Source organism: Pseudomonas sp. B14-6, assembly GCF_013260315.1.
Lineage (GTDB): Bacteria > Pseudomonadota > Gammaproteobacteria > Pseudomonadales > Pseudomonadaceae > Aquipseudomonas > Aquipseudomonas mandelii.
This window is the reverse complement of record NZ_CP053929.1, coordinates 3,606,043-3,625,420: the sequence shown is the minus strand read 5'-3', so window position 1 is coordinate 3,625,420 and position 19,378 is coordinate 3,606,043. Positions and strand designations below refer to the sequence as shown.

Here is a 19,378-nt window from a genome sequence, read left to right as displayed (position 1 = left end):
AAGGAGCAACAAAACGCGGGCTCTATTTCAGTGTCCGTCCGCGCGTAGGCACTCAATGGCTCAGCAAAGGTAACGTCACCACAAACTCGCTGCCCTTACCATTACCTTCGCTCGTACCAGTGACGTGTCCACCATGTGCTTCGACTAGCTCACGAACCACCATCAAACCGATCCCCAAACCTGAACCGTTGAAACCTACGGCCTGCAAGTCCTGAACATAGGGGTCAAAAATAAACGGCAGAACTTTGGCGGGGACACCGATTCCATTGTCAGAGATGCTTATTCTGACAACGTCGGATTCAATCGTTACAGATAGATTGATGACGCCGTGAGCCTGTGTGTATTTGACTGCATTGGTCAGAAGATTGTTGAGGATCTGCCCCAGGCGCACTGGGTCACCATTTAGAATAAGTGTGCCCTCGGGGATGTTAGAAATGAAATTCAGTTGGTGGGCGTTCATTGATGGGCGGCACGATCCCGCTGCTTCTCTAATAACCTGCAAAATATCGACTTCGTGACAGTTGATCCGCAGTTTCCCGGTGCTGGCCCGGGAGACGTCCAGTAGATCGTCGACCATCTGCGACATGTGCTGCACTTGGCTTTGAATCAGCGCCTGCATCTTGGGCAATTCTGCACTCGGCATCCGCACCATGCGCTCTGCAATCATACTGATAGGTGTCAAAGGGTTGCGCAGTTCATGGGCCACCATCGCAAGAATGCGCTTTTGCTGACCTAGTGCATGCTCAGCCAGCGCCTGAAGGTGTTGTGCGCTGAGAGCGGCAATGACTAGGTGCTCGTTAGCCTCAACAAGCTCCCCCTGCTGAGGTGCGCCCTCCGTGCCAGAAGTCGTTACGTCGTCCGATTTTGCCAGGATTGCAAGAACCAACTGTTGATTGGCTTCAATCAACTGCTTGACTTGCTCGCTATTGTTCAAACGATTGATCGCGTCGATCAGATCTTGTTGCAGCGCGGCTAAATCGGCGCGCGCTTTTGTAAGTTTTTGGCCCAGCGCGATGAGTTCGCGAGTGGCATCAGCCATCTCATCCTCATTCTTGCCACCGGTTCCGCTCATGAGACCGAGTCAAACATTTTCATCTCCAAGGCACGTGACATTTGAACTCCTTTTTGTCGGTCGCCCGCCAAGCAAGCCCTCTTGGTCTTGCAGCCTTTCGCCGATCTGCAATCCGTTTTCATCGATGTGGTACAGACGCAGCTCATCTGAATGAGCGCTGGCCCGCAACTTGACCACCGCCATGATGCGCAGCAAGCGACTTTCAACTTCAATATAGCGCTGAACGATGATGGCGTCGGTTAGAAAAGCCGTACCATAGGGACTGAAACGCAGGTCGGTGTAGCGGTCTTCGAGTTCCGAGGTCACCAATACACTGACACCAACACTGGTCAATGCAGTGACCATACGTGACAACGACTCACGGAAGTCTTCTTGGAAGGTCGGAGCTATTGCCAGTTCAAAACCTGACAGCGAATCGATGACCACCCGTGTTGCTTTCAATCGCGTGATCTCGCTCAACAGCAGTTGGACGATCTCATCGATGGACAGGTCAGGCGCGCGACTATCGACTAACCCGACCTTTCCTTCCTGGATCAACTGGGTGAGGGTGGCATTTCGCAGGTGATGAGGACGCTGCTCGAAAACTGCGATCACGCCAGTCTCTCCGTTGCGTGCACCTTCAGATAAGAAGGTTGCAGCCAAGATGCTTTTTCCTGAGCCGGAAGGCCCTGCGACCAGCAACGAATAGCCGCGTGGTAGCCCACCTCCAAGCATTTCGTCTAGTCGAGGCACACCCATCTTCAAACGCGCTGGCTGCTTGTTTAGAGAGGGTTCAAAGGTTTTTTCGGGAATTAATGACGCGGGTGGGAAGACTTTGATTCCTGAAGTTGCAATGCGAAAGGTATGCAGCCCCGGCATTGTTGGCTGGCCACGCATCTTCATGATTTCCATTTTTCGCACCATGGAATTTCGCTGGACGCTTTGGCGCAGCCAAATCAATCCGTCTGCCACAGTGAAAATCGGGTTGGTATCAGTTTCAGTGAAGTATTCGCCAACCAGGAAGGTCGTCGCCTGCCAAGTGGTCATCAACATGCCTAACTGCTGAACAAACTGCGGCAGGTTGTTGTTTGGGTTGTTCTCCGTCTGGCTTGCCAGCACCACCGAACGGAACGAGTCGACAAACACCAGTGCCGGCGAATACGTTTCAACTGCGCTGACAATACGTCGCAGCACCTCGTCTAGATCACCCGCTAGCGTGTCATCAGCCAAGTTGATGTAGCGAACAGAATGGTTGATCGCTTCGCTATCGAAGAAGTCGAATTGCTGCTGGTACCGAAGCATCTTGAGTGGCGGCTCGCCAAGTACAGTGAAGAATAGGGCGGGACGCTCAGGCGTCGCCAGGGCAAACATCATCTGATGAGCCAAGGTGGTTTTGCCGCAACCAGGAGGGCCAGCAATGAGGTTGAACGAAAACTCTGGCAGTCCTCCGCCTAGCACCTCATCCAATCCAGGCACTCCCGTGGCCAAACGGTTGATTGTCACTTTCGATTTCATGGCGAGGTTTCCTGCGCAGGTGGGACGCTCAAAGAATTGTCCCAAACGTCACGAACCAATCGTGCGGAGAGCGAGGGCCCAATTAGCGTGGTCAATAGCTCGTAAAAGGTTGTCAGCATGACCCCGCCGAAAAATAGCGCTTCGACTGAGCTTTGCTGAACAATTACAGATTTCAGTTCTGTCAGATTCGTGTCGATCTGAGCACTCTGGTAAGCGTTGGCCAAACGTGGATGCGCGGTGGCACACAGCAGAAGGCTGCGACGAAAAAGCGCGGCAACCCCTTGCTGTCCGATAATGGGCATGAGGGCTGAATCCATATCTTTAAGCGTTGCAATGATCGCATCGGCGACCTGCGCAATGTCAGCGATGTCACCAATCCGGCACGCCAGAGAAGCAACGATCTGGTGACCCTCTTCGCTTTCCATAGGCATGGCTTACTAATATTTTGTGGATGTCTAAGGATGGTACACCCTATGGCGTGTTCTCGATCCTCATTTTGGATGAGCTATGCTTCACCCCCGCATCCACTCAGATTTTATGCATAGGGCATGTTCCGAGTGGCTTTCCATGAGTAATGTGGGAAAGTTACTACGTAACCACGTATAAGAATTTATATAATGATGAGAGGAATAGTGTTGGGGGGAAGATTCTGTGAAGCGGTCGGGTACGAGCAGCCTCTGAAATGTTAAGCATGAAAACACTTGATATTTAACAGACTACAAAAAAATACCAATTACGGCTAACGCCAACCCTAAACCACCGACAGCCCTTCCATTTCCAAATTTGTTGAGGTACATCAAGATTAATCTCACCGGCTTCAATATTAGAAAATTTATGAATGTAATTACGTAAAACAATAGAACATATCGTATACATGTTATTGAGGTAAATACGCTAGCTTTAAATTCATCATACGAAACCGGACTAGGCCCTTTTAGGACTTCCTTTCGTGATCCCTCGGCAACTTTCAGCATAATCTTAAGTTCTTTATTATACAAATCTTGAAACCCTTCAACCTCAACGATATGTTTGCTTATAAGATTCTCTAGCAAAACAGATATTCGCGGCTGCCAAATTTCAATGATGGCTAAAATTAAACCTAGGACACCTATTAATCGAGCGTATGATATTTCCATTTAATCACTTAAGTAGATTTTTATATATTTCAACAGCATCATTTTCTCTTATCTGACCTAGAACGCTTTTGCGAGCTACATAAATGATTACTCGACTATGCTGTATTCACTCAACGGTCAGAGGAAAAAGGTGATAGCCGAGAGGGCCAAATATTGAGCGTTCCCTCTGCAGTCATCCCCCAAAGCTACTATTTCGCCATCTTTCTGTCCATGGAGCGTATCTGCGATTTCCTTTCATTTGGATTGAGTCATCGACAGGATGAAATATGAGCAGCCCATTTTCAGATACCAATGCTGAGCGTCTTCGCATTCCACGCACGATTTGGGCGCTTGGCTTTGTCAGCCTATTCATGGATCTGTCGTCCGAGCTAGTACACAGTTTACTGCCCGTATTTTTGATAACTACGTTGGGTGCGAGCGCATTGACTGTCGGGGTGATTGAAGGAGTCGCCGAGTCGACTGCCATGCTCATCAAGGTATTTTCTGGCGCTATCAGTGACTTTGTCGGTCGGCGCAAAGGATTGCTGTTGCTCGGCTATGGTTTAGCCGCTCTTTCCAAACCACTTTTTCCTCTGGCTCACTCGGTTGAAGTGGTATTTACCGCACGCTTTTTGGATCGCATTGGCAAGGGCATTCGTGGGGCGCCCCGAGATGCTCTGGTCGCAGATGTGTCGCCACCAGAGATCCGTGGTGCCTGCTTTGGACTGCGACAATCGATGGATACCGTGGGGGCTGTTCTTGGCCCAGGTCTCGCCATCGTGCTGATGTTATGGCTCGCAGATATACAGCTGGTGCTGTGGTTTTCGGTGATCCCGGCAGCATTAGCTGTGGCTTTCATTGTCACAGGAGTGAAAGAGCCCACACACGCCCCCAGCGAAGGAAAATTTCGATCTCCAATTCATTGGAGAGTCCTTAACGACTTCTCCTCTGGGTATTGGTGGGTCGTCATTATTGGTGGGGTGTTTACGCTTGCTCGTTTCAGTGAGGCTTTTTTGGTGTTACGAGCGCAACAAATTGGCCTGTCGGTCACCTGGGTTCCGCTGGTGATGGTGGTAATGGCACTTTTCTACACGTTGTCCGCTTACCCTGCCGGTTGGCTATCTGATCGAGTCAGTCGCACGAAGCTACTCTGCGTAGGTATGGGATTACTCATCGTGGCAGATCTGGTACTCGCTCAATCCAGTTCTGTCTTCACTATGATGGTGGGCGTTGCATTGTGGGGACTTCATATGGGTTTCAGCCAAGGCATTCTTGCCTCTCTCGTAGCCGATAAATCTCCCACAGAACTCAAGGGCACCGCCTTTGGCATTTTCAATCTGGTCAGCGGCGTATGCATGCTGATCGCCAGCGTTCTTGCTGGCTGGCTGTGGCAAAGCATTGGGTCAGACAGCACGTTCTTTGCCGGTGCATTGCTTGCCACCTCAGCTCTGTTATTACTGTTGCTTAAGAAGTCCTGAAGGCAAAAGGATTTCCTATTGTCCATGCAGATGGAACGGGGGGATGCCGGAAATACGATCTCGCCGCTGAGCCTACGCTATCCGTGCCTAGGATTTGGCATAGGTGTCATACATTCTTTAAACCTTCTAATAAGGTCAGGTGTCGATAGCTGAAGACCATAAACTTCGTTATATCGAGGAAACGTCCATGATCGGTGTTGTAATACCCGCCCATAACGAAGAAAAACACATCACCGACTGCCTATCATCTGTCGTGCTTGCCACCAAGCATCTAGGCCTCCGTGGTCAGTTGGTCACGATAATTGTCGTCTTGGACAATTGTTCGGACAACACAGGTCAATTGGTTTCGGCGCAGAGCGCAGCGAAACTCGATGTCTCTTTTCAGAATGTAGGAAAGGCCAGAGCGGCTGGCGCGGAGAAATTACTCACCGCCGGAGCGCAGTGGCTTGCGTTCACAGATGCCGATACGGTCGTTCCAGATGATTGGCTTGCTCGCCAGATCGAGTTCAAGGCTGATGCCGTATGTGGAACAGTCGAAGTGAACAGTTGGTATGAACATGGTGAGCTAGTGCGTTCAAAATATTTGGAGCTTTACCAGTTCATAGAAAATCATCGCCACATCCACGGCGCCAATCTCGGGCTAAGTGCCGAAGCCTATCTGAAAGCCGGTGGATTTCAGCATCTTGCCGCACACGAAGACGTACACCTGGTAGCTGACCTTGAGAGGATCGGCGCTCGTATCGTTTGGACGGCGACGAACCCGGTCGTCACGAGCGCACGCAGGGATTACAAATGTCGTGAGGGATTTGGTGAATATCTGTCCTCCCTCGGCTCTTCGCTTGGACTACCCATACCCAACCCGCAGGTGAGTGCTGGAGCCGCTCCTTAAATAAAGGTGAGAAGCGAGGTGAATCTGGAATATTGACTGGTGCGTGACGATGGTGCTCCGCTTGAAGACTGCAAACGCTGCTGACCGTTGCTTGCCATACGTCGTCCATGGTGAACATTGCGTTATAGAACGGCTCAACCGCAACACAGCCCCATGGGAGTCGTTGTCATGTACGAAGATCGGAAAGCGCAGGCGCTCGAGACGTGGCATTCATTGGTGGACAAGGCTGAAAGTCGAATGACCGCTCAAGAGCAATACGAAGAATTACTTCGACTTGCCGAAGAATATCTAAAACAAGGTTTCATCAATCGTGACGAGCGGAAGGATTTGGTAACCGAGGCGACTAAACGATATGCCCAAGCAGTGGAAGGCACACCACGATCACGCTAACTTGTCGTCCACGGTTTCCAAACAACCAGGACATCGCCGTAAAAAAGTTCAAGGTTATCACGTAGCGACCATAGAATCATGGTTGGGCAGGCGATCCTGTGGGCCTCGCGGCGGTCGGCGTAATCGGGAGTACGGTCGATCCTTAGGCCTGCAACGTTTTCTTCGACCAAGCCATGAATGGTCGCCGGATCGTGGATGACCGCTCGTTGTACTTGTGGGTTTCCGCACCCATTGCCTAGGGAGGGCCGCCATACCATCCATCAGGCTCGGCCAGGATAGGTTTACTCCGGTTAACCGAAGAAAAACCAGTGTCTCCACTTCGCCGCGAAACTCGCATCGCAGAGCTCAAGAGCCTCAAGAATCGGCATCCCCCTCCAATGCGTACTAAAACTCTAGTTCTGCTGTCCTTTAAAGTTCTTTTTGAACCCGCGTAGGTTCATAAGGAAAAGGAAAATCTGCAGGACGATAAGAGCATACGCCTCTGCATAGACTCCCCAAATCACCCAGAGCACGTTACTCACACTGAAAAATACAAATCCTACCATTCGTCTCGCCGGCCTTTGAGATCCGATTAGCCACGCGGCAAGCACTGTTACCAACATCGCGGGCCATTGAATCCAATCTAAATAGGTCAAGCTCTTAACCTCTTCACAATTGAAGTTTAAGTGGATGCAAACTAGACGTTGCGTACATATCGGTTAGCTCGTACTCGCGCCTCTATTCAACCTTCATTTCGTTTCAAATGGGCAATTTTGTTCCTCGTTTCCGTTCAAGAAAAAGATGCCAGTGAGAGCAAAAAATTCAGAATTTCCGACGCTACGCTCCTCGGTTAACCACTCGTCAGCCATACCTTCAAATGTTTGAACATATGTACGTTTCTCTCTGACAGATAAGTCAGAGCAGACGAAATTTCTCTTCGTTTTGCTAATGGGAGAACGACATGAAAGCAATCGTTTACAACGGCCCGCGTGACGTAAGCGTGCAAAATGTGCGGGACGCTAAAATTGAAAAACCTACAGATGTTCTCGTTCGAATCACCACGACCAACATCTGTGGTTCAGATCTGCACATGTACGAAGGACGTACATCGATGGAAACAGGACGAGTGTTCGGACACGAGAATCTTGGTGAAGTAATTGAGGTGGGGGCAGGGGTCGACCGAGTGAAGGTCGGTGATCGCGTTTGCCTGCCATTCAACATCGGCTGCGGGTTCTGTGAAAACTGTGAGAAAGGGCTGACCGGTTTTTGTCTGACTGCCAACCCTGGTAATGCAGGCGCTGCTTATGGCTTCGCAGAAATGGGGCCTTATCAAGGAGGGCAGGCTGAACTGCTCCGCGTGCCTTACGCGGACTTTAACTGTTTGGTGCTACCCGAGGATGCGCAAGAGCGCGAAGACGACTACGTCATGCTGTCTGACATCTTTCCTACTGGATGGCACGCTACTGAATTGGCAGGCCTGTTACCTGGCGAAAGTATCGCCATTTATGGCGCCGGCCCGGTCGGTCTGATGGCCGCTCACTCAGCAATGATCAAAGGTGCCTCCCAGGTGTTCGTGGTCGACAATCATCCCGACCGTTTGAAGCTGGCTGCTCAGATGGGTGCTACTCCAATCAACTCGCTTGAGAAGGAAGCCGTAGATCAGATTCTCAACCTGACTCATGGCAAAGGCACTGATCGAGGTTGCGAGTGTGTGGGTTATCAATGCTGCGACCGTCATGGCCATGAAGCCAATCACCTCACCATGAACAACCTTGTCGCTTCGACGAAGGCTACCGGTGGGATCGGTGTCGTCGGCGTATTTGTTCCGGAAGACCCAGGCGCCAAAAATGAGCTCGCGAAGCAAGGCAAGATGGCTTTTGACTTCGGCGCGTTCTGGTTTAAAGGGCAGCAAATTAGAACCGGTCAAGCCAATGTCAAAGTCTACAACCGTCGCTTGGCTGAGCTCATTCATCATGGTCGTGCCAACCCGGGACAGATCATCTCTCATCGATTGAAACTTGCTGAAGGGCCTGACGCGTATAAGCACTTCGATGCACGTGAAAATGGCTGGACAAAGGTCGTGCTCAAACCGGCTGCTTGAGCTAACACCCTTGCCTTCGCCGGCTCTGAAAGGCTCGGCGGTACATCCTAAAAGTGGAGATAAGCAACCGAAAAGTCCTTCCATGGCACTGTTTGTGTCTAAGACGGGCTGTCGGGTGCGAGGGGAAAATAATGATCACGCACCATCGCAAACTGGCCATTACAATGTCCGCCATCAGCGTCATCACTTTGCTAGGTGGGTGTGCTCGCGACCCTGACAAACCTTCTGTTTCTCAGCTTGCTGTGAGTGGCACTAAAAGTCTGTTTCGCACTGATTCGGACATGCAGAAAGTCTTGAATAAATTTGCCAGCTTCGATGGAAAAGCAATAGAGAAAATCACGCCAGCCGAAGCACGCCAACAACCGACAATGGCCGACGCCGTCAAAGGGGTTTTGGCTGACGAAAAGCGTGACAGCACACCCACGGCGCTTGTGCCAGGTGTGACCACCCGCGAGATCCAGGTACTTGGCGCCGTAGGCTCGATGCCTGCGACCGTGTATACGCCAGAAGGTACTGGGCCGTTTCCTGTGGTCTTGTACTTTCACGGAGGAGGCTGGGTCTTCGCCGACCGCAAAGTTTATGACGGAGGCGCGCGAGGTCTAGCTAAGCAAGCTAATGCTGTCGTTGTTTCTGTGGACTATCGACTAGCCCCAGAGAACAAATTCCCTGCCGCACATGACGATGCTCTCGCCGCTTACCGTTGGCTGACAACCAAAGCTTCTTCAGTGAATGGTGATCCTAAACGCCTTGCGCTTGCTGGTGAGAGCGCTGGCGGTAACCTAGCTGTAGCGACAGCAGTGGCAGCTCATAAGGCGGGGCTGACTGCTCCAAAGCATGTGTTGTCGGTTTATCCCGTAGCCCAGTCGAACACCGACACTGAGTCGTACCTGAAGTACGCCGATGCGATTCCACTCAACCGTCCGACGATGCTGTGGTTCATTTCGCAAGTTACTACTAGCCAAGCGGATACAAAAGACCCGCGCATCGACCTCGTGCACGCCAATCTGCAAGGCTTGCCTCCGGTCACATTGATCAACGCAGAGATCGACCCGTTGCGGGATGACGGTGCTCAGTTAGAGCAGGCGCTACGAAGCGCTGGTGTAAGTGTCGAACGCAGGCTCTATCCAGGTGTAACCCATGAGTTTTTTGGGACTGCTGCAGTGGTGGAAAAAGCTCAAGAAGCACAGGCGTATGCCGGGGAACGCTTGAAGGCAGACCTGAAGAACTGACTCCCTAAAAATTGCGAGGTCAATCTGCGCAAAGCTCGCTTTCTACTAGGAGCTTTGCGCTAGGACATAGAGGAAGACATTGAGATCTACTACTGAATCACGCCGGCAGCTCGTGCCTAGAGCCAGAGCAAATGGCAGCTTCCAGCAGCAGATCGTCGCCCAGCTGTGAAAAATATATTTTGGCATCCCCCTTGAATAAAAAAAAGGCGACGGAGCTCTTGTATTTGAGAACAAAAAAAAGCAGAGATTTCCCCTAAGTGCGTTCCTTAAAATTTCTTGATGCGTTGAGCCCTTCGACTCGATTGCTTTGTCGTTGATTTGGCTTCTTTTTCGCCTTTGAAAATTCCCCAATGGATGAAAATTTTCAAGGACGACAGGACTGCCCGCAGGGCATAAGTTGATCGCTTCTTCGCGACGTAAGTCGCGGCTAACTTTTGATCTCAAAGCAATCCAAAAATATTCAAAAAATTCGCACGGTTACGAGCTAGCGATGAGTAACACCATGGTTTGGCGGAGCCTGGCTTGTGTCAAAAAAAACGCGAGATCCAGCATCAAAGGCCGTGGAGCTGCCATCTATTTGGTCTTGGAAGGGAGTTCAAAGTGGCTAAAAAAGCCTATCGCCTTACGTGATGGGCATGTGGCATACTCCGCGCCTGCGCCGCCACGGCCCTTTCTGAATAGAGAAAACGTGGTGAACCCTGCAAAAGGCTGAGGTGCGATAGCTAGGGTGGTACAGGCGAAAAAATCATTCTTCGTCCGTGTTTGCCACAGCCCGCAACGCCAATGCGACCATGCCACACCACCTTCACAGTCGAAATAAATTGAGCCGAACGATGGAGCCATCGGTTTGTCTCATCTACAGTGAACGGTGCTGCTAGCAGGCATGGGGCTAAGCCAGTGGCCTCGCGTCGTAGAGATTCATAATTCAACGCTCTCCAGCATGTGTATCGTTGTTCAACACCGCTCCGAGTGGCAACGTGGTTGCGTATCGGGACTATCCGTAGGCATAGTGGGACTGTAGGCAAAGGGGATTGGAAATGAGCTTAGATCGTCTGTTTGAGGAAGCCCGCAACCGCATGGGCGCGACTCGTGAGGAGCGCCTTGATAACGCGCGCGCACGCACCGTTGCACTCAACAAGCGGCTTGCGCGTCAATTTTCTGCACAAGCGGTGAGTAACGAGCTTCTGGCGAAAACCTGCAGTCTCTAAAGAATTCAATGATCAAAAAGCAGCCTAACGGCTGCTTTTTTTTGCGCGGCCATAATGACCCCATACCTAGTTTCTCAATTTCAGAAGTCCACCCTGAGTGCTTTGATTCGCGAATGTTTCGGGTACGATTTCTCTGATATTTTTGCCAAAGACCAAGTCTCCTACCTGTTCAATTACCTCAAAGCGCTGGGCGCGAAGTCGATTCTTCTCGAGCCCAAGTACATCGACCGTGATTTTTTAGAGGATTACTCGCGCTTTTACGTGAAGCGTTTCGGTAACGATGGCTACGTTTGCGGACGACTGCATTTTTTTAGTTGCGAGGTTGATCACCGCAACCTGGATAAGCTGTTGCTCGACGGCTCGAGTGGCGACCTGACGTCTGAGCTGCTGCAGGATCATTATCTCGGCTTCGTGGTTATCAAACCACTGGCCAGAACCTTCGTAGGCAAAACTTGCCTGCGAGTCAGCGGCGATCTTGGTGACGGGGCTGCCACCAAAAAGAAAATCTCCAAGCGCTACGATGTCAACCTGTTCGGAATCAAGCTCCACGTCTCGTCCATTGCATTTCAAGAGCAAGATAAGGTTGTCGCCGCGTGCGCTACCACAGCTATTTGGACGGCGCTTCACGGATTGCCTTGGAGAGATGTGAAAGACATTCCGTCCTGCAGCGAGATCACCATTGCCGCGCTCAATTATGTAGATGGCTCGAACAATGGGTTCCCTAATAAAGAGCTCAGCAACAAACAAATTCAGCGCTCTCTGGATGTGGAGGGATTGCGCTACCACCCAACCAGTCTCCTGAAAGAAAGCCGACAATGGTTTCTGAACTACGTCACTGCACACATTGACAGTGGCCTCCCTCTCATCCTGTCCGGCACGGTGTATGGCCCCAAAGCTGTCGATGAAGATGACGAGAGTGAAGCGGAAACAGATTCTGCCCGTCAATCTGTGCGACTGAAAGGCGGACACGCTATCACCGTGCTTGGGTATGATTCTCGAAGCGACGCCAATTGGCTGTACGTGCACGATGATCGTTTAGGCCCCTACGCCAGGGCCGAACTTATCGACGCTAGCGACCTACTGGGAGAATCGACACCTGAAGATCTTCTAGGGCGATGGGCGCTGGCGTTCAGCCACAGAAATGAGCACGGTGAATGGGCTGAGCCACACGAGATCCTTGTTCCTGATCTTTCCATCGTTCCCGCCGAAAAGAAGACACGGCTGCCGTTTCAATTCGCACGCGGAACGGCGATGGCGATTGAAGAACAGATCATCCCTTGGATGCAGCGTATCTGTGCTTTCGCTGAAATGGATCTCGAACCTCTCACCTTCTCTATCAGGCTTACCTCCATTTCCCAAGCTAGAGATGGTGTGTTTGACCATACGGTAGGGTATGAGGTCGATGAGAAGCTGACGTTGGGAAAGGTAGAACTCCACGCCACCTCGTCGAAATTGGAACGTTGGAACGGCGACAAACTAAAATTCCTGACAAGCCCTATGGCGCGACTCCAATGGGAAATAGATTTTCGGTGGGGGGCGAAACCAGTATTCAAAGTTCTTCTAGACGCTACCGACATCCCCCTCGGGGATGCTGTCTCAGCTATATACATTCATGATCTTTTGTTAGCCGAGCTGATTCTCGGAGCTTTCGAAGAACAAAAGAGCTGGCCAGGTGATGTCGACGATGAGCAGTTTTACAGCGCGTTCCTGAAAGCTTTGAAACGTAGGGATGACGACTACGTAAGCCATCTCAATCAGGCTTATGGTGCGTTGCGTGCGCCGAAACGCCTGGAGGACAGTGAAGTATCTGCGACCGGTGAGGGCAAGAACCCGACGCTTAAGCATCGCTTCGATCCTCAGGCAGATACTTTGGTCTCCCTCTTCACGGACGTAGTGGCCGACCCTACCTATCGAAACCTTATCTGGGCAATCGGACGCGATGGAAGTCTGTTTGTCGCCGAAGACCTGAAAATCCCAGTGAAACTAGGTCACCCAAGCATGACTGGGTTACAGGCGGCAAGGATAGCAGGTGAGATGTGGCGACGTGGTGAAGGGCTCGAGGCTTCTTGGGGGGTCAACTACATGTCAGGCAGGTACAGTCGCGATTACGCCACTCCAGATACTTACCTTACAAACGCCATCAGGAAGATCGCGTCATTCTTTCCTGACGACAGGTTTCATAAAGAAGACCCACCGCCCGTAGCTATATCACCCGCATCTTTACCAACGGTTGCATAGGCCCTGTAGAGCCTGTGATGTAATTGGAAAAAATAGAAATCAAGCAATTCTCAGCTGGGGCTTTCTCACCGCTTGAGAGTTTCGTATTTTCATCAGTTGCCTTCGCACGGGCATTCGGTACTGCAATTTCGCTCCAGGGTAGATCGAGATGGCGTAGTTGGAGCGCCGCCCCCCGGAGCGGTAACAATCGGCTTTTGCATTACGGGATCAAGCGACGCTAATGTCGAGAGTATTACTAGCGAGAGCTTGCTGGATGTCAGAGATTGAGCCTACCCAGTGTCGGCCATTTTCGTAGGGAGAAAAGCCCATACGTTCACCAAACGCGGCGGCGTTTTTGTTCGCACATTCGATGGCAAGGTATTTGTAGCCAAATTCTGGTGCAAGCTTCAGAAGCCTCTCGATCAAATCCCGCCCATGGCCGACTCGCTGCTGTTTGAACATCAGCCGCGCCAGGACAATGCATTCCCTTGGCCAAAAGCCTTCTGGACGCCCAAACGCACGGAAGTAGAGGTCTTACTTCATCGTAAAAGCTGAAATCGTAGCCCCTGACCGCCATAGCATTCGATTCACGTATCGGGGCTTGTATGAGAATCGATCCATGAGAAAGTCAGCGAGGTGGGGCTTTAAAAGCTTGCAGCTTTGTTGGGCATACTCGTACCACTCATCATCATTCGCACCATGCGCAGGAATGGTTAGCATTTGCATAGCTTTTCCGTGTTGATTGAAGAAAAAAGTGTAGTCCTACGCTGACCAAACTGCTGACGACATTCACCACGAGATGGCGCATCACTAATTTGTTTGTTAGAGCGTCTGAAGCTGCTGGTTTCTTTCCACGAAACCATGCGCATGCGGCTACAGCCGATGACGCTCATGGGAAATAAAACCCATCTCTTGACACTTATTACCGCCTAGCTTCAGGATATGGCCTCGTGGTGACGGCCACCCTCAGTCCTAGATCCTGTAGAGCAATAGCACCGTTGAGTCACGCTTCATCCTCCTTTGCCATTCTTTTAGGTAGCTGGGACTAGGACACTGCTGCCAAAAAAGGAATAGGCCATGAAATCCTCGGTATCTCCGCTCCTCCAGCATATTGCGTACCTTTCCAAGCTTCGTCAGATTGACCCTGATGCGCCGTTGACGCCCGAGGGCCGAGGTCAACTGCGACGTTTCGCTGGACGCCCCCTCAAACACAGCCACTGGCTTCAGATCATCGCCAGGGATCTGGGCTTGGATTACAACCAAGTGTCTCGTGAAAGCAAACTGCTTCAAGCCTATTGCAAATTCAATATTGAAAAGCGCTTTTGGGATACGCCTGTCCGTTTCGCCTATCAACCCGACGTTTACAAGCGACAACTTCAAGCCCTCTTGGACGCTGCTGATGGCAGCCGTACCCTGGCAGAGGCCGCAGAGCAGCACGAGGTATCGTTTGATCACTTTGACTTCAGTAGCTCATTACTTGAATACTTATTTGCCCGCGAAGAGTCTCTTGCCTTTAATTTTTGCGGGGTCAGTGCTAGTAATTCTGTGATCTGGGATGAGTGGATGAGTCATTGCACCTCGTTTGAGCGAGCAGATCTCCAGCATTGCAAATTTGTGCGTTTGTTCTCCGACCCAGTATTGCGCCCAGGCACAAATATCTACCAAGGCAACTTCTCTCACGCCAATCTCGCGGGCTCAGATTTGCGTGAATCGTACCTTCGCGGAGCGGATTTCTTTCGTGCCAACCTTGAGGGGGCTGACCTGCGTAATGCCAACTTATACGAAAGCCGGATGACCGGAGCGAAGGGGCCCTATAAGGCTGGCAAAGTGGACGCAGACTCTTGGCGAATGGAGCAAGAACACGCTTAGTCCATACCATATGGCGACTGTCATCTGGCGTGAAGTGCCTTTGGCGTTCGCAGACCTGCGTTACCAACTGAACCGTAAGTGAGAATTTAAATTGGTCAGGATAAATAGATTCGATCCGTTATTGCCTTGGATTGGTTACAAGGTAGCCAAGAGTTACTTCGAAAGTCTGGCCAAAATTGGCAGCCGGGTGCGAATGGCGGGCGTAGCGCTTTTGTTCGTACCGCTTAGCCAGAGCATGGCCCTAGCTATTGCTGGCGTAATGTTGGGCACGGCTATTTATCTAGGGCGGGACTACCGCTTGTACGTCGAAGAGTTACTAGCACGGACATATATTTTCAAGTTCCTTGCTATGACCGCTCCAGCTTGGCAATTCTTCATCATCTCGACTGTCATGTTAGGAATCGGGCTCGGCCTAAGCGACTGGGAGACCTTCGTTCAAATGAAAGTGCTAATGATAGGAGCCTTGACGTTAGATTCCATTCTATATTTTTTCAGAGTGAAACTAGGAATCACTTTATGGAGTAAAGAGTAAGCAAGGGCGCGGTACTGAGTCTCAGCCGCCCCAGGATATGAGCGCTTCGCTGAACCAAGTTTTCAGCGTTGTGCGACGGACTTTAATAGCGACCTCGGCTGCATATGGACTTACTGATTAACGCTCTTCAAAGTGATCTTAAAGAAAAGCGAAATCTGGTCGATACAGCATTGCGGTTTTTTTATTGTTTCTCAAATCACGTGGTTAAGTAGCTAAATGCCGAGGTGCGGATATGGCAGTAACTGGTGGGGTTTCTGGAAGAGACTATACAGAGCAGGATATTTTCACCGAGCTCTATCCTCGAATGAAGGAGGAGCCGCTGTTCAATCGAGATGACGAACTGGTCGTGCCGGTGAGGAATACAGAAAGGCCTCACTATCGCCGCGTAGGTCGAGCTTCGTTTCTGAGGCGTTTGGGCAGAGCCGAGAACAATCCGACGCACGACGAATGTGTACAGAACTTGTACACAAAGCTTTGCGAAACGCAGCGTCGAATTTCTATTTCGAGCTATATATTTGCAGACGATGGTACTCGCGAAGAACAGTCGCTTTTCGCTACTGGACATACTAGCGATTACCGGTGGTTTCGAGAAGCTGACGCTCGTGTTGCCTTCGATGATGACACCTATATTCAGCCGGATCTTGCGGGAAGGGACGCAAATAGATTTTTTCCGCGTGCTAGTTGTCCCAACATCATCATTGAGGTGATCCGGACGCATGCCCCCGATTTTGAGGCATTTGCGAAGCTCTATGAGTTGTCGCTTGCGAACTCTATGATTGTATTTTACTTCATAGGAGATGGAAGCTTGAGCAGCAAGCTTAACCATATGAAAGAAGAAGAAGGTTGCCTGACTCTCAGAGTTTCTCATTATATGATCGGCGGCCAGCCATACAATAATGGTAAGCCCATCCTGGGCCTACGAGATGGTGAGGAGGTGGAACACTGGCACACATTTCTTTCCAATAGCTATTTTAGGCAGGCCAAGGAAAAGGCGAGTGCATAACGATTTTTAGGTCTTAGAAAGCGGCATCAGATTCTTAAGTGCCACCTTAATGATTTTTGCCGTTTCTTTCTGACGTTGTGTCGCCCCTAACCAATAACCGCGACGCTCCGCCAAGGCAAGAGCGAGAGAAACGTTGTTGTTTTCAATGGCGATCTTCAGCTGGCTCCGAGCGAATTCGCCATGTTCGCTGAATAGCTCTTTTTCAGCGGCGATTATGGCTTCATTTTTTGTTCGATACGTTCCGTAGCCGTAGATACTATCAATCGTAAAACACCAGCCGTGATCATTATTCTTTTGAGATGGGCCATCTTTTTCATGAGAAAAATCCGGGTCTAGATATTTTCCGATTGTAATGAAAGGAAAGCGCGAATGAGGTCTTGGTAGGTGCATGATGTACACTTTTTTATTGTTCTATCAGTATTGTGCGGGGTGAGATTCTAGTTGCGCAATCTTAAAATTCAGTCCGTCACATCGATTGCCGAGGGCTAGGCGGCGTTTCTGAGTGCAGCTGAGGGAGGTGTACGGTTCAAGGCCGGCGAGAGTAGGAAGCGAATTCGGGGCTGGGTCGATGAGTGTCCGACACACTTACAAATTGATGATTTTGAGGGCTTGGATGTGAATGACTGTAAGAAGTGCGGGTGTGATGTAGATGATGGGATAGCTAACGCGCGCTTGAGTGAACGCAAGGACTTGAGTGATCACAGGGAGAAACTTAGACTAAGCGCAATCCGTACTTCCTTGCTTAATACCGCATTCGTTGCCGTCCTTTTCTTGATAGCGTCTTTTGTGAGTGCAGAGTACCATGCAAACACAGCGCTATTTCTCATGGTAATTTTTGTCTTTCTTGGACTATATGTTTTCATCGGTACAATGGAAACAACTATTTTTCGCAATCTAATGGGGCTCAAGGCTTCGCTGGTCGCTTGGGTTGTATTGTTTGCATATTTTGCTTATGTTGCAAAAGCGCAAGCGGTAAGCGACATTAATTCATTATTTCATGTTGATGCATCGTTGTTGCCCATGACAGTTTTTGCAGCCACCGTATTACAGGTTTTAAATATGCTGTACTGGCCTGTGATTGGTATGTCGATCATCATCTTGATTGTTGCATATCTATGGCGGCACGAGTTTGTGGGGTCACATGAAGGCTTCGCGATAGTGCTCACTCTTATCATAAGTGTGGTAGCGCAAGTAGTTTTCACAGTGATGGTTTGGGGGTGGGTCGATACTCCTGACCATCGAAGGTCTATTATTTATAGGATCGCGCACTTCGCCGATTTCAATTCCTCATATCGTTGCTTGGGGTTGGATGAAAGTAAGCTGAGCGTCGTGTTTGTCGATCCCGCAAAGACTAGAGTGCTCATCGCTCCGAAAATTCCTGAGTCATTGTCGATGCCAGGCCCCAAGGCAACATGGCTTCAACCCCTAACTATCCCGAAAGAGTTCCCGCAGAGGCTGTGCACCGCTTACGTTTATGAGCAAGTGCCATGAGAGGCGGAGTGATTAGGCATGACCCGTTACCGAGGGCATCCCAATGGCAAGCTCCATGATGGGCGATTCTCGATTTTGGTTAGAACAAAATATGCTCGTCGGCGGTATGCTAGACACGGCTCACCTTTCGCCAGTCAAATGGCTGCCGCTGGCGTTTTTTCGTTATGTCACACGCGCTAAGCGATAATGCCAGGATCAGAATTCATATAGGATGCTGTTCACGAAGAAAACATACATACTTTGCGTAGACAGGTGTCCGCTAATGACCCTGTGCTTATTTCATCATGTCGAGGGAGATAAAATTTTGGGCATTAAATTGAAGCAAAGCAATTTGCAGGAACACAAATACGCTTATACTTGGGCGCGTGATGATGGGGATGGGAAATACACAGGCCCGCTGGACAGGGCAAAAGTAGACAAGGATGAAGGCTATGAGGTCATGGAGTTTATCGAAAACCTTATGAATGCCTATGGCAAGAAATTTGTTTCCGAAGTGCATGCTGCTGAAGATGCTTTGCATGTACCGAGTTTGAGTCGCGTTGTGTCACGCGCTGAGTTGAATCTCGCGGTTAAGACAGCACTGGGCTGGTGATTTTTACGCATTTGCTCTGACAACAAGCGCCTGCCATTGGCATGGCGTCTTGTTTGAGCAGCTCACTACTCCATTGTGCAATGGTAGCTCCTCCGTACTGATCAAGCGACTCTAATGTCGAGAGTGTTACTAGCAAGAGCTAGCTGGATGTCAGAGACTGAGCCTACTCAATGCCGGCCATCCTCATAAGAAGTGAAGCCCATTCGTTTGCCAAACGCGGCGGCGTTTTTGTTCGCACATTCGATGGCAAGGAATTTGTACCAAAATTCTGGTGCAAGCTTCAGAAGCCTCTCGATCAAATCCCTGCCATGTCCTACTCGCTGCTGTTTAAACATCAGGCGCGCCAAGACAATGCATTCTCTTGGCCAAAAGTCTTGTGGGCGCCCAAACGCACGGAAGTAGAGGTCGTACTTCATTGTAAAAGCTGAAATTGTAGCTCCTGACCGCCATAGCATTCGATTCACATATCGGGGCTTGTATGAGAATCGATCTATGAGAAAGTCAGCGAGATGGGGCTTCAAAAGCTTGCAGCTTAGTTGAGCATACTCGTACCACTCATCATCATTCGCACCGTGCGCAGGAATGGTTAGCATTGCGTAGCTTCTCCGTGTTGATTGAAGGGAAAAGCGTAGACCCGATGCTAAAAACTCGCCTCACGAACCAAAGGAAAACGCGTCAACGCCTAGCGCTTCGAGCTAGTCAGATGTGCTACGGGCGCT

The 19,378-nt window shown here is 50.3% G+C and carries 18 protein-coding genes; 12 read left to right on the top strand and 6 right to left on the bottom strand.

The genetic code is table 11. The features are described 5' to 3' along the window. Positions 1-52: 52 nt before the first annotated feature. The 3 genes from HP062_RS16570 to HP062_RS16560 are packed head-to-tail and all read right to left on the bottom strand — an operon-like array spanning position 53 to position 2,991. Positions 53-1,039, bottom strand: a complete 987-nt coding sequence (locus tag HP062_RS16570; protein WP_256665825.1) for a HAMP domain-containing sensor histidine kinase — start codon at positions 1,037-1,039, stop codon at positions 53-55. Positions 1,040-1,081: 42 nt separating this feature from the next. Then, entirely contained in the window at positions 1,082-2,566 is a 1,485-nt protein-coding gene (locus tag HP062_RS16565; protein WP_172791705.1) for an ATPase domain-containing protein, read from the bottom strand. Next, on the bottom strand, positions 2,563-2,991 hold the full coding sequence (locus HP062_RS16560; RefSeq protein ID WP_256665824.1) for a hypothetical protein: 429 nt from the start codon (positions 2,989-2,991) through the stop codon (positions 2,563-2,565). The genes HP062_RS16565 and HP062_RS16560 overlap by 4 nt, the downstream gene beginning before the upstream one ends. Before the next feature lie 977 nt (positions 2,992-3,968). Between HP062_RS16560 and HP062_RS16555 the strand changes: the two genes are divergently transcribed. From HP062_RS16555 to HP062_RS16545, 3 genes are all read left to right on the top strand, one after another. Continuing rightward, complete coding sequence (locus HP062_RS16555) at positions 3,969-5,159, top strand: MFS transporter (RefSeq protein ID WP_172791704.1); 1,191 nt, start codon at positions 3,969-3,971, stop codon at positions 5,157-5,159. A 187-nt stretch (positions 5,160-5,346) separates the two neighbouring features. Then, positions 5,347-6,048: a glycosyltransferase family 2 protein gene (locus HP062_RS16550; RefSeq protein ID WP_172791703.1), complete on the top strand. Its 702-nt coding sequence runs from the start codon at positions 5,347-5,349 to the stop codon at positions 6,046-6,048. A gap of 168 nt (positions 6,049-6,216) precedes the next feature. Then, a complete protein-coding gene (locus HP062_RS16545) occupies positions 6,217-6,438 on the top strand; it encodes a hypothetical protein (protein WP_172791702.1) in 222 nt (73 codons plus the stop codon). Positions 6,439-6,830: 392 nt separating this feature from the next. Here HP062_RS16545 and HP062_RS31115 read toward each other — a convergent pair whose 3' ends face one another. Beyond that, positions 6,831-7,073 carry a hypothetical protein gene (locus HP062_RS31115; RefSeq protein ID WP_256665822.1) on the bottom strand — a complete coding sequence of 81 codons (243 nt, stop codon included), beginning with the start codon at positions 7,071-7,073 and terminating at the stop codon, positions 6,831-6,833. A gap of 305 nt (positions 7,074-7,378) precedes the next feature. Between HP062_RS31115 and HP062_RS16540 the strand changes: the two genes are divergently transcribed. From HP062_RS16540 to HP062_RS16525, 4 genes are all read left to right on the top strand, one after another. Then, the gene (locus HP062_RS16540; RefSeq protein WP_172791701.1) at positions 7,379-8,518 is read left to right on the top strand and encodes a glutathione-independent formaldehyde dehydrogenase; all 1,140 of its coding nucleotides are present in this window, start codon (positions 7,379-7,381) and stop codon (positions 8,516-8,518) included. Positions 8,519-8,649: 131 nt separating this feature from the next. Beyond that, positions 8,650-9,747: an alpha/beta hydrolase gene (locus tag HP062_RS16535; RefSeq protein WP_172791700.1), complete on the top strand. Its 1,098-nt coding sequence runs from the start codon at positions 8,650-8,652 to the stop codon at positions 9,745-9,747. Between the two features lie 1,037 nt (positions 9,748-10,784). Further along, positions 10,785-10,955 (top strand): hypothetical protein, encoded by a 171-nt coding sequence (locus HP062_RS16530; RefSeq protein ID WP_172791699.1) that lies wholly within the window; start codon positions 10,785-10,787, stop codon positions 10,953-10,955. Positions 10,956-11,009: 54 nt separating this feature from the next. Then, complete coding sequence (locus HP062_RS16525; RefSeq protein ID WP_178119848.1) at positions 11,010-13,193, top strand: hypothetical protein; 2,184 nt, start codon at positions 11,010-11,012, stop codon at positions 13,191-13,193. 207 nt (positions 13,194-13,400) lie between these two features. Here the strand turns inward: HP062_RS16525 and HP062_RS16520 are convergent, their stop codons facing one another. Then, on the bottom strand, positions 13,401-13,634 hold the full coding sequence (locus tag HP062_RS16520) for a GNAT family N-acetyltransferase (RefSeq protein ID WP_172791698.1): 234 nt from the start codon (positions 13,632-13,634) through the stop codon (positions 13,401-13,403). A gap of 615 nt (positions 13,635-14,249) precedes the next feature. On the opposite strand from HP062_RS16520, the gene HP062_RS31110 reads away from it, so the two are divergent. Continuing rightward, complete coding sequence (locus HP062_RS31110) at positions 14,250-15,041, top strand: pentapeptide repeat-containing protein (protein WP_172791697.1); 792 nt, start codon at positions 14,250-14,252, stop codon at positions 15,039-15,041. A 764-nt stretch (positions 15,042-15,805) separates the two neighbouring features. Beyond that, positions 15,806-16,576, top strand: coding sequence for a hypothetical protein (locus HP062_RS16510; RefSeq protein ID WP_172791696.1), 771 nt, complete (start codon positions 15,806-15,808; stop codon positions 16,574-16,576). Positions 16,577-16,582: 6 nt separating this feature from the next. Here the strand turns inward: HP062_RS16510 and HP062_RS16505 are convergent, their stop codons facing one another. After that, the gene (locus tag HP062_RS16505) at positions 16,583-16,966 is read right to left on the bottom strand and encodes a hypothetical protein (protein WP_172791695.1); all 384 of its coding nucleotides are present in this window, start codon (positions 16,964-16,966) and stop codon (positions 16,583-16,585) included. A 396-nt stretch (positions 16,967-17,362) separates the two neighbouring features. Here HP062_RS16505 and HP062_RS16500 point away from each other — a divergent pair, with 396 nt between their 5' ends. The 3 genes from HP062_RS16500 to HP062_RS16490 all read left to right on the top strand — a co-directional run bounded on the left by HP062_RS16500 (position 17,363) and on the right by HP062_RS16490 (position 19,087). Continuing rightward, the gene (locus tag HP062_RS16500; RefSeq protein ID WP_172791694.1) at positions 17,363-18,067 is read left to right on the top strand and encodes a hypothetical protein; all 705 of its coding nucleotides are present in this window, start codon (positions 17,363-17,365) and stop codon (positions 18,065-18,067) included. A 262-nt stretch (positions 18,068-18,329) separates the two neighbouring features. After that, a complete protein-coding gene (locus tag HP062_RS16495; RefSeq protein WP_256665821.1) occupies positions 18,330-18,659 on the top strand; it encodes a hypothetical protein in 330 nt (109 codons plus the stop codon). Between the two features lie 170 nt (positions 18,660-18,829). Next, positions 18,830-19,087, top strand: coding sequence for a hypothetical protein (locus HP062_RS16490; protein WP_172791693.1), 258 nt, complete (start codon positions 18,830-18,832; stop codon positions 19,085-19,087). The last annotated feature ends 291 nt before the right edge of the window (positions 19,088-19,378 follow it).